The organism is Streptomyces sp. MZ04 (genome assembly GCF_004684775.1).
GTDB lineage: Bacteria > Actinomycetota > Actinomycetes > Streptomycetales > Streptomycetaceae > Streptomyces.
Map to the genome: position 1 here is coordinate 1 of NZ_SRIC01000289.1, position 10,175 is coordinate 10,175.

General features: G+C 70.8%; 9 protein-coding genes. 4 read left to right on the top strand and 5 right to left on the bottom strand.

Going from position 1 to position 10,175, the window contains the following annotated elements; all coding sequences use genetic code 11:
- Positions 1 to 2,772: FAD-binding and (Fe-S)-binding domain-containing protein (locus tag E2651_RS36060; RefSeq protein ID WP_135335479.1), on the bottom strand; the 2,772-nt coding region annotated here is incomplete at its 3' end.
- Positions 2,773 to 2,907: 135 nt separating this feature from the next.
- Between E2651_RS36060 and serC the strand changes: the two genes are divergently transcribed.
- Positions 2,908 to 4,026: a phosphoserine transaminase gene (serC, locus tag E2651_RS36065; protein WP_135335480.1), complete on the top strand. Its 1,119-nt coding sequence runs from the start codon at positions 2,908 to 2,910 to the stop codon at positions 4,024 to 4,026.
- 93 nt (positions 4,027 to 4,119) lie between these two features.
- Here the strand turns inward: serC and E2651_RS36070 are convergent, their stop codons facing one another.
- Positions 4,120 to 4,950 (bottom strand): ABC transporter permease, encoded by an 831-nt coding sequence (locus E2651_RS36070; RefSeq protein ID WP_135335481.1) that lies wholly within the window; start codon positions 4,948 to 4,950, stop codon positions 4,120 to 4,122.
- Positions 4,947 to 5,939 (bottom strand): ATP-binding cassette domain-containing protein, encoded by a 993-nt coding sequence (locus E2651_RS36075; RefSeq protein ID WP_135335482.1) that lies wholly within the window; start codon positions 5,937 to 5,939, stop codon positions 4,947 to 4,949. Before E2651_RS36075 ends, E2651_RS36070 begins: the two co-directional genes overlap by 4 nt.
- 122 nt (positions 5,940 to 6,061) lie before the next feature.
- Here E2651_RS36075 and E2651_RS36080 point away from each other — a divergent pair, with 122 nt between their 5' ends.
- Positions 6,062 to 6,865 (top strand): TetR/AcrR family transcriptional regulator, encoded by an 804-nt coding sequence (locus tag E2651_RS36080; RefSeq protein ID WP_135335483.1) that lies wholly within the window; start codon positions 6,062 to 6,064, stop codon positions 6,863 to 6,865.
- A gap of 31 nt (positions 6,866 to 6,896) precedes the next feature.
- Positions 6,897 to 7,310 carry a PPOX class F420-dependent oxidoreductase gene (locus E2651_RS36085; RefSeq protein WP_135335484.1) on the top strand — a complete coding sequence of 138 codons (414 nt, stop codon included), beginning with the start codon at positions 6,897 to 6,899 and terminating at the stop codon, positions 7,308 to 7,310.
- A 92-nt stretch (positions 7,311 to 7,402) separates the two neighbouring features.
- Here the strand turns inward: E2651_RS36085 and E2651_RS36090 are convergent, their stop codons facing one another.
- Entirely contained in the window at positions 7,403 to 8,413 is a 1,011-nt protein-coding gene (locus E2651_RS36090) for a WD40 repeat domain-containing protein (RefSeq protein ID WP_209446331.1), read from the bottom strand.
- Positions 8,414 to 8,539: 126 nt separating this feature from the next.
- Between E2651_RS36090 and E2651_RS36095 the strand changes: the two genes are divergently transcribed.
- On the top strand, positions 8,540 to 9,262 hold the full coding sequence (locus E2651_RS36095) for a GDSL-type esterase/lipase family protein (protein WP_135335486.1): 723 nt from the start codon (positions 8,540 to 8,542) through the stop codon (positions 9,260 to 9,262).
- On the opposite strand, the gene E2651_RS36100 is transcribed toward E2651_RS36095, so the two are convergent.
- Complete coding sequence (locus tag E2651_RS36100) at positions 9,252 to 10,037, bottom strand: hypothetical protein (protein WP_135335487.1); 786 nt, start codon at positions 10,035 to 10,037, stop codon at positions 9,252 to 9,254. The two genes, E2651_RS36095 and E2651_RS36100, sit on opposite strands and share 11 nt — an antisense overlap.
- Between the last annotated feature and the right edge of the window lie 138 nt (positions 10,038 to 10,175).

The following is a 10,175-nucleotide window of genomic DNA, read 5'->3' on the forward strand; positions in this document are numbered from 1 at the left end:
CACCCCCTCCCCCAACTGCTCCAGCTGCGTACGACAGGAGAAGCCGTCCGCCAGGACCTCCGCCGATGCGGGGGCCGAGCGGACCGCCGGGAGCAGCTGCTCCTCCGCGCAGGCCCATGAGACCTCGTAATGGCCCTCCTCGAAGCCGAAATTGCCCGCGAGGCCGCAGCAGCCTCCGCTCAACTCGCCCTCCAGGCCCGCCTTCTGGCGTAGTCGGCGCTCGGCCGCGTCGCCGAGCACCGCGTGCTGGTGGCAGTGGGTCTGGCCGACCACCGGGCGGTCGATCCGCGGCGGGCGCCACTCCGGGGCGCGTTCCTCCAGGACCTCGGCGAACGTGCGGACCGCGGCGGCCAGGCGCTGTGCCCGCTCGTCTTCGCCGAGGAGTTCGATCAGGTCCGATTTCAGGGCTGCGGCACAGCTTGGTTCGAGGACGACCACCGGTGCGCCCCCTTCCAGGAGCGGCTCCATGTGGTCCAGGGTTCGCTTCAACACCGTGCGGGCGCGGTCGAGTTGGCCCGTCGATACGTACGTCAGGCCGCAGCACACCCCGCTCCCCGGTACGAACACCACCAACCCCGCGTCCTCGAGGACCCGCACCGCCGCCCGCCCCACCTCCGGAGAGAGGTGGTCCGTGAACGTGTCCGGCCACAGGATGACGAAGCGGTCGGAGGACGTGAGCTGCGTTCCCTTGCGGCGCGACTGCTTGAGCCACCAGCGACGGAAGGTCTCCGGAGCGAGCCGCGGGATCTCCCGCTCCGGTGCGATCCCGCCGAGGCGTTTGGCCAGGGCTGCCAACACGCCTACGCGGGAAAGGGCGTTGGCCAGGCGGGTCGTGCGTGTGCGCGACGCCAGGCGCAGCCAACGCGGCAGCCAGCCCATCGCGTAGTGCGATGCGGGGCGGCGTCTGCCCTCGTAGTGGTGGTGCAGGAACTCCGCCTTGTACGTGGCCATGTCCACGCCCACGGGGCAGTCCGAGCGGCAGCCCTTGCAGGAGAGGCAGAGGTCCAGTGCGTCGCGGACTTCCGTCGAGTGCCAGCCGTCCTTCACCACCTCCCCCGCCAGCATCTCGTGCAGCAGCCGCGCCCGGCCCCGCGTCGAGTGCTCCTCCTCGCCCGTCACCCGGAAGGAAGGGCACATCACCCCGCTTGCCGAACTCGTCGACTCCGTACGGCACTTGGCGACCCCTACGCACCGCCGTACCGCCGCCGAGAAGTCGCCGCCGTCGTGCGGATAGCCGAACGCGACGTCCACCGGCTTTCTCGGCAGGGGGGCGAAGCGGAGGTTCGCGTCCAGCGGCGCGGGGCGCACCAGCATCCCCGGGTTGAGGAGGTCCGCCGGGTCCCACACCCCCTTCACTCGCTCGAAGAGGCGTACCAGGTCGGCGCCGTACATCTTGGGGAGCAGTTCCGCCCTCGCCTGGCCGTCGCCGTGCTCGCCGGAGAGTGATCCGCCGTGCGCGACGACCACCTCCGCCAGGTCCTCCGAGAAGCGCCGGAAGCCTCGTACGCCCTCCTCGCTCATCAGGTCGAAGTCGATGCGTACGTGAATGCAGCCGTCCCCGAAGTGCCCGTACGGAGTGCCGCGCAGGCCGTGGTCCGCGAGGAGCGCCCGGAAGTCCCGCAGATACGCGCCCAGCCGGGCCGGCGGCACCGCGCAGTCCTCCCAGCCCGGCCAGGCCTCGCTGCCGTCCGGCATCCGGGTCGCCGTCCCGCTGGCGTCCTCCCGTACCCGCCACAGGGCGCGCTGTCCCGCCGGGTCGGTCACCACCACCGAGTCCACGGAGCCGTCGCCGGAAGCCGCCCGCGCGATCGCCTCCGCACGCGCGCGTGCCTCGGCCTCGCTGCCGCCGCCCGTCTCCACGAACAGCCAGGCGCCGCCCCTGGGCAGCCCCTCCGCGCCGCGTACCAGGTCGGCGGCCATGCCCTCCACCGTCAGCGGGCCGTGCGGAAGCAGGGCGGCCGCCGCCTCCGCCGCCGCGCTCTCGTCCGCGTATCCGAGAACGGCGAGGGCACGCGCGCGTGGAGCCTCGACGAGCCGTACCGTCGCCTCCATGAGGATGCCGAGGGTGCCTTCCGAGCCGCAGTAGGCGCGGGCCAGGTCGACGCCGCGCTCGGGGAGCAGGGCGTCCAGGGCGTAGCCGGAGATGCGGCGGGGCAGCTCCGGGAAGCCGGTCCGCAGGAGCTTCAACTCGGCGTCCACCAGGGGGCGCAGGCCTTCGGGGGCGCCGTCCCAGCCCTGGGCGAGGCCGAGCCTTTCGCCGCCCGAGGTGATGACCTTCAGGTGGTGGACGTTGTCGGCGGTGGTGCCCCAGGCCACCGAGTGGGAGCCGCAGGAGTTGTTGCCGATCATGCCGCCGAGGGTGCAGCGGTTGTGGGTGGAGGGGTCGGGGCCGAAGGTGAGGCCGTGGCGGCCGGCCGCGGTGCGGAGGTTGTCCAGGATCACGCCTGGCTGGACGGTCGCCGTTCGCGTGTCCGCGTCCAGGGCGGTGATCCGGTTCATGTGGCGGGTGAAGTCGAGTACGAGGCCGGTGCCGGTCGCCTGGCCGGCGATGGAGGTGCCGGCGCCTCGGGCGACCACGGGTGTGTCCCGCTCCCGGCAGACCGTGAGTGCGGCCGCCACGTCGTCCGCGTCGCGCGGGGCGAGGACGCCTTGCGGGACGCGTCTGTAGTTGGAGGCGTCCATGGTGTGCAGGGCGCGGGCGGTCGTGGAGAAGTCCACGTCTCCGCTGACGGCTTTTCGTAGGGCGCGCTCCAGGTCTCCGTGATGGTTCATGCGGTTCTCCTTTCCCCGCTGTGTCCATCAGCGCACTTCGTGTGCGGACCCCGAGGCGTCCACCACGCGTGGCGGCGCGATCTCACCCGGCGGACACCCCGCAAACCCCGCGCCCTCAGCCGTTAGGCTCACCCCGTGGCTGAGATCCAGATTCCCGCTGACATCAAGCCCGCCGACGGACGTTTCGGCGCGGGCCCCTCCAAGGTGCGCACGGAGGCGCTGGACGCGCTCGCCGCCACCGGCACCTCTCTGCTCGGCACCTCCCACCGTCAGGCCCCGGTCAAGAACCTGGTCGGCCGGGTGCGCGAGGGCGTCAAGGACCTCTTCTCCCTCCCCGAGGGCTACGAGGTGATCCTGGGCAACGGCGGCTCCACCGCCTTCTGGGACATCGCGACGCACGGCCTGATCGAGAACAAGTCGCAGCACCTCAGCTTCGGCGAGTTCTCCTCCAAGTTCGCCAAGGCCTCGAAGCTCGCCCCCTGGCTGGCCGAGCCCACCGTCATCACCAGCGACCCCGGCACGCACCCGGAGCCGCAGGCCGAGGCGGGCGTCGACGTGTACGCGTTCACGCACAACGAGACCTCGACCGGCGTCGCGGCCCCCATCAAGCGGGTGGCCGGCGCGGACGCGGGCTCCCTCGTCCTGGTGGACGCCACCTCCGGCGCCGGCGGTCTCCCCGTCGACATCGCCGAGACGGACGTCTACTACTTCGCCCCGCAGAAGTCCTTCGCCTCGGACGGCGGCCTCTGGATCGCCGCGTTCTCCCCGGCCGCGATCGAGCGCGCCGAGCGGATCCACGCGTCCGGCCGCCACGTCCCGGAGTTCTTCAGCCTCCCGACGGCGATCGACAACTCGCGCAAGAACCAGACGTACAACACGCCGGCCCTCGCCACCCTCTTCCTGCTCGGCGAGCAGCTCGAGTGGATGAACAGCCAGGGCGGCCTGGAGTTCACGACCGGCCGCACGGCTGCCTCCTCGCGCACGCTCTACGGCTGGGCCGAGGAGTCCAAGTACGCGACGCCGTTCGTCACGGACCCGGCCAAGCGCTCGCAGGTCATCGGCACGATCGACTTCGCGGACGAGATCGACGCCGCCGCGGTGGCGAAGGCGCTGCGCGCCAACGGCATCGTGGACACCGAGCCGTACCGCAAGCTGGGCCGCAATCAGCTGCGTATCGCGATGTTCCCGGCGATTGATCCTGCGGATGTCGAGGCACTCACCAAGTGCATCGATTACGTGATCGAGAAGCTGTAGCGGTAGCGCTGTAGCAGTAGTTCTTCGTACGTCGACGGGGGCGCCCGGCACACACCGTGCCGGGCGCCCCCGTTCGCGTACAGGTACAGAACCTCACCTGCTCAGCTGCTTGAACTTCCGTACCGCAAGCGGCAGGAACAGCAGCGACACCACCAGCGGCCACACCACCGCCATCAGGATCGCGTGCTGCTCCACCCAGCTCGCACCCCCCGCACCCGGATTGCCGAACAGTTCGCGTGCCGCCGTGCCCGTGGAGGACACCGGGTTCCACGCGGCGATCGGCGCCAGCCAGTCCGGCATCAGGGAAGGCGCCACGAAGACGCTGGAGATCATGGTGAGCGGGAAGGCGACCGCGTAGAGGCCGCCCGCCGCCTCCGGGGTCGGGACGACGAGGCCCAGGTAGACGCCCACCCAGATCAGGCTGAAGCGCAGGAGCAGCAGGAGGCCGAAGGCCGCCAGGGTCTGCGGCAGGCCCGCACTCGAGCGCCAGCCGATGGCCAGGGCCGTCAGGGCGAGGATCGTCAGCTCGGCGCAGGCCACGACGAGGTCGGCGAGGCCGCGCCCCGAAGCCACCGCCGACGGCGCCATCGGCATCGAGCGGAAGCGGTCGATCACGCCCTTGGTGGAATCCGTGACGACGCCCATCGCCGTGTTCATGAAGCCGAAGGCCATCGTCATCACGAACATGCCGGGCATCAGGAACTGCTTGTAGTCGCCGTCCTCTCCCCCGCCCGGCACCTTCATCGCCTCGCCGAAGACAAAGCCGTACAGGAGTACGGAGATGATCGGGAAGCCCAGTTGCCAGGCGATGTTGACGGGCTGGCGACGGAAGTGGGTGAGGTAGCGGCGGGTGACGTTCCAGCCGTCGGCGAGCGCCCAGTAGAGGCGTCCGCGCGAGGTGTCGGCGGTCAGGGCGACGCTCATGCCGCCACCACCTCATTCTTGTCCACGTTCGCACTCTCGTTCTCGGATGTCTGGCCGGTCAGGCGCAGGAACACGTCGTCCAGGCTCGGCCTGCGAAGGCCGATGTCCTCGACCGCGACGCCCTCGTCCTGCAGGGTCCGCGCCACCTCCGTCAGGGCGCCGACCCGGTCGGTCACGGCGGCCTGCACGCGGCGCTCCATGTCGACGGTGAGCGGTTCGCCGTCGCAGACCCGGGCGACGGCCTTGACCGCCGCGGGGAGGTCGGCGGCATCGCGCACCACCACGTCGAGATGGCTTCCGCCGACCGTGCTCTTGAGGCCGTCCGGGGTGTCGTCGGCGATGGCGCGGCCGCGGTCGATGACGGTGATGCGGGAGGCGAGCCGGTCGGCCTCCTCCAGATACTGCGTGGTGAGCAGCACGGTCGTACCGCCCGCGACCAAGTCCCGCACGGTGTCCCAGACTTCGAGGCGGCTGCGCGGGTCGAGCCCGGTGGTCGGCTCGTCGAGGAAGAGGACGGCGGGCGCGAGGATCATCGACGCGGCGAGGTCGAGCCTGCGCCGCATGCCGCCGCTGTACTGACCGGCGCCCTTCTCCGCCGCGTCCTCCAGGTGGAACTGCTCCAGGAGTTCCTGGGCGCGCAGGGCGGCGCGCCTGCCGCCGAGGTGGAAGAGGCGGCCGAACATCTCCAGGTTCTGCCGCCCGGTGAGGACCTCGTCGACCGCCGCGTACTGCCCGGTGAGGCCGATGCGGCCGCGGACCAGGGCGGGCTCGCGCACCACGTCCGCGCCCGCGACCTCGGCGCGCCCGCCGTCGAGCCGAACCAGCGTCGAGAGGATGCGGACGGCGGTGGTCTTGCCCGCGCCGTTCGGTCCGAGCAGTCCGTGCACCGTGCCCCGCTCGACGTGCAGGTCGAAGCCGTCCAGGGCGTGCTTCTCCCCGTACCGCTTCTCGAGCCCTTCGGCCCGTACCGCGAAGCCGTTCCCGTTCATCGCCTGCTCCTCCAGAGCTCCAGAGCCATATGAGTACGCCGTACCCAGTTGAGAGTACACCGTACTCAATTCTTGTGGGTACGCCGTACTCAATTACCGATCCGGCGATTAGGGTGAGACCCATGACGAGCACGAACGGCGGCGGCGAAGGCGGCGAAAGCCGGCGCACCGGCAGCGACATCACCCGCAGCCTCGAACTGCTCTGGGGCAGCGGCGAGCGCCCGGCGCGGGGCCCCAAGCCGGGGCTCACCCTGGAGCGGATCGTCACCGAGGCGGTGCGCCTCGCGGACGCCGAGGGCCTCACGGCGGTCTCGATGCGCCGCCTGTCCACGGAGCTCGGCACCGGCACGATGTCCCTGTACCGCTACGTCCCCGGCAAGGGCGATCTGCTCGACCTGATGCTGGACCGCGTGTACGCGCCCCCCGAGGAACCCGAGGGCGCGGCACCCTGGACCGGCGGCTGGCGCGAGGGCGTCGAGGAGTACGCCCGCGAGACCCTCGTCCTCTACCGCCGCCACCCCTGGCTGCTCCAGGTCAACCAGGCCCGCCCGGTGCTCGGCCCCGGAGCCGTCGGCGGCCTCGACCGGACGCTGTCCCGGATCAAGCCGATGGGCCTGCCCGACCCCGAACTGATCGGGGTGATCGTCATGACCGAGGGGTACGTCACCGGGGTCGCCCGCACCCAGGTCCACGAGATCGAGGCGGTGCGCAAGACCGGCCTGACCGACGAGGAGTTCTGGAACGCGCAGGCCCCCGCCCTCACCAGGATCATGCGCAGCGGCCGCTACCCGGCGCTCGCGAACCTCTCCGAGGACGCGTTCGGCCCCGACTTCGACCACTTCGAGTTCGGCCTGCAGCGGCTGCTCGACGGCCTGGACGTCCTGGTAGCCCGACGCGAGGGCGAGCAGGACACCCAGAGAGCGTGACATATCCGGCGATCAGTGCCTCTATGGATGCATGACGCCGAAACCTGCGGGGCCTGCGAGCCCCGCGCTCGCCCCGTTCGTGAAGCAGTACACCATCCTGCTCACCAGCCACAAGAAGGACGGCACGGGCGTGGGCGCCCCCGTCAGCATCGCCGTCGAGGGCGACCACGCGTACATCCGCACCTACGCCAAGGCCTGGAAGGCCAAGCGGATGCGCCGCAACCCCGAGGTCGAGATCGCCCCGGCCACGGTGCGCGGCGCCCCGACCGGCCCCGAGATCAAGGCGCGGGTGCGGCTGCTCGACCCGGGCAGCGAGGAGAACAAACACGCGGCAAAGCTGCTCAGGCGCAAGCATCCGGTGCTGCACGGCCTGTTCGTCCCGCTCGTACACAGGCTCACGCGGGACCAGACGCTGCATTACGAGGTGCGGGTGCTGGGGGAATAGCCGGCGCGCTTCCGCGCCCCGAAGGGGCGCGGGGAACTGCGCGACCAGCCACTGACGGCCCGCAGATGAATACCGGCCGTCCAGCGGAGCGCCTAGCGTCGCCGCAACACCCGCTTCAGGCCCACGAACGCGGCCAGCACGACGGCCAGGGCCAGCGCGCCCACCTTGAAGTCGCCGTCGAGTCCGGACCCTCCGCCGCTCCCGACGCCTGAGCCCGAACTCCCGCCACTCGAGCCGGAGTTGCCACCCCCGGCAGCCCCCTCCACCTCGACGGGTTCGACCTCACCCTGCTCGCCCTCGGTGCCGTACATGAGGGTCGTACCGTCGAGGGTGTACGTCACCGACTCCCCCTGCCCCTGCAGCGGCACGCTCAGCCGCCCCTCGCGCTCCGGCATCTTCCCCTCGCCCTTCCAGGCGTACGAGACACCACCCAGGTACCCCCGCAGCGCGAGCTGCTTGCCGTCGGGCGAGAACGCGCCGTCAGTCGTCCAGAGCCCGGTCCTGCCGAGCCGCTTGAACACATTGACGCCGGAGGTGGACATCTGCGCAGGCCCCTCATACAGGGCGCCGCCCTCCTCCTTCTTGTCGGCGATGTAGATCCGCCCGGTCTTCGGGTGGACCATCAACGCCTCCGCGTCGCGCGCCCCGTCCTCGTACTTCACCGTGTACTGGGTGGCGCGCACGGTCTGGTCGCGGAGCTTCTTCGGCTCCGGCAGCTTGTAGATCCATACGTGGGACCAGGTGCCGCCGAGGTTGTCGCCGATGTCGCCGACGTAAAGGTTGCCGTCGCTGCCGACGGAGACGGCCTCGACGTCGCGCGGCGTCCCGACGCCGGTCATGGTGATCGTCGCGACCGTCTCACCGGTCTTGCCGTCCACGGCGTAGAGCAGCGCCCCGCCCTTGTCCTGGTCGTTGTGCGTCCAGTAGACGCCCGGGTGGGCGCGGGACGCGGCGAGGCCGCTGGACTCGATGATGCGGGGGTCCTTGATGGTGAACCCGTCTTGGCTCTCGTCGGCGAGGGCCGGAGCGGCGGCGGCGCCGAACAGGACCAGGCAGCCGACGGCGGCCGCGGCCGTGACCGTGGCTACGGCCTTGGCACTCATCGAAGTACGCAGTGAACGCATGGCCCAAGACTGCCACCCCGGCGCGGGGCGCCGGGCGTCCGGCGGGTGTTGAGCCTCACATCGCGGGCCGGGGCGGAGATCACGGAGGTCCGGGATGATGAGCGGATGCTCAGGTTCATGTTCGTCGGCGACTCGATGACGATCGGAAGCGCCGGGGAACACACCTGGCGCCTCCGGATGTGGCAGCACCTGCGATCCTCGCTCGGCGACGAGGGCTTCGCCGTGGTGGGCCCGCGCCTGACGCTGCACGACAAGTCCACCGGCGAACCGACGTCGCACGCCTACGCCGGCGGCACGGACCCCGCCTTCCCCCGCAACCACCTCGCGGGCTGGGGCGAGGGCTGGCTGCACATGGCACCGCAGATCGCCGACGCGGTGCGCCGCGACGCACCCGACGTGCTGCTGATCTCCCTCGGCCTGATCGACCTCGGCTTCTACACGAACGCCGAGCAGACCGCCGAGAACGTACGCCGCTTCGTGGCTCAGGCCCGCTCGGCCGACCCGCACATCCGGATGGTCATGCTCCCCGTCATCCCGAACGTCCGGGCCCGCACGGACGCCCCGTTCGCGGCGGAGGTCGCCCGCTTCAACATGCTGCTCGCGAAGGCGGTCGCCGACCTCGACACGGGCACGTCCCCGCTGCTCCTGGCCTCGTCACCACCGTCGTACGACATCGACGCCGACACCTACGACGGGACGCACCCCAATGCCTCCGGCGAGCACCGCCTCGCGGGGGCGTTCGCCGACGCGATGCACCAGGCGTGGGGCGTGGGCGCGCCGTACGCGACGCCGCACCCACCCCTGATCAACGCATCGGCTATCGGCTGAAGTTGGCCTTGAGGGCCTTGAGCCCGGCGATGTCCCACTTCGTGTACTGACCGGCGTACTTCTTGACGCGGGCCTCGCTGCCGCCCTTGGCCCTGCCGTGGCCCCCGTTGGGCGAGCACATGACGGGGGTGTCCTTGCTGCTGTTGCTGACGCACTCGAAGGGGTCGACGGTCTTGTTGGCGTCCGGACCGTCGACGTTCGCGTGGTCGAGTCCGATCGAGTGCCCGATCTCATGGCTCATCATGTTCGAGATGCGCGCCGGGCCTATCGCGTAGTCCCCCGGCTTCCAGTACTCGCTGTCGACCCATATCCACCCGCCCCACGCGCTCTTGTTGCCGCTGGCCGAGCAGGGGTGCGCCTGGGAGTAGCCCGGCTTGTTGCCGGGCATGAAGGGCCGGTACTTCACGCCCACGGTGATGACGTGGCGCTCGGCGGTGGAGCAGGCGTTCTGCTCCTTGTGATAGCCGCCGGCCAGCGTGAACTTGGTCCCCGTGATCGCGGTCAGCTGCGCCGCGGTCTTCTTCAACTGCGCCCGCAGCTGGGACTCGGCGGTCTTGGTCTGCGCGGCGGTGAGCTTGGTCTCGGACGCCTTGGGCTTGACGAGGTGGATGACGTAGGGATCCGGGCTGAGCGACTGGATCCCCCGGCCGTTCAGGATCCGCCATCCGGTGCCCTGGTACACGTCCCCCGCGGCGTGCGCCGGATTGCTGAGTGCGACGAGCCCCGCGGCGGCGGCGAGGACGCCGACGGTGCGGACGATCTTCTTCATGGTCATGCAGGGATCTTCGCGGAGGCGACCAACAAGTCCCCAACGGGGGTGGGATCTTGGCAGCCATGGACAGGTGCCGCCGATGCCTGAAGCGCGGGGCGGCGCGGAAAGGTCTCCGCGCCACCCCGTCCCCCGCCACTCCCC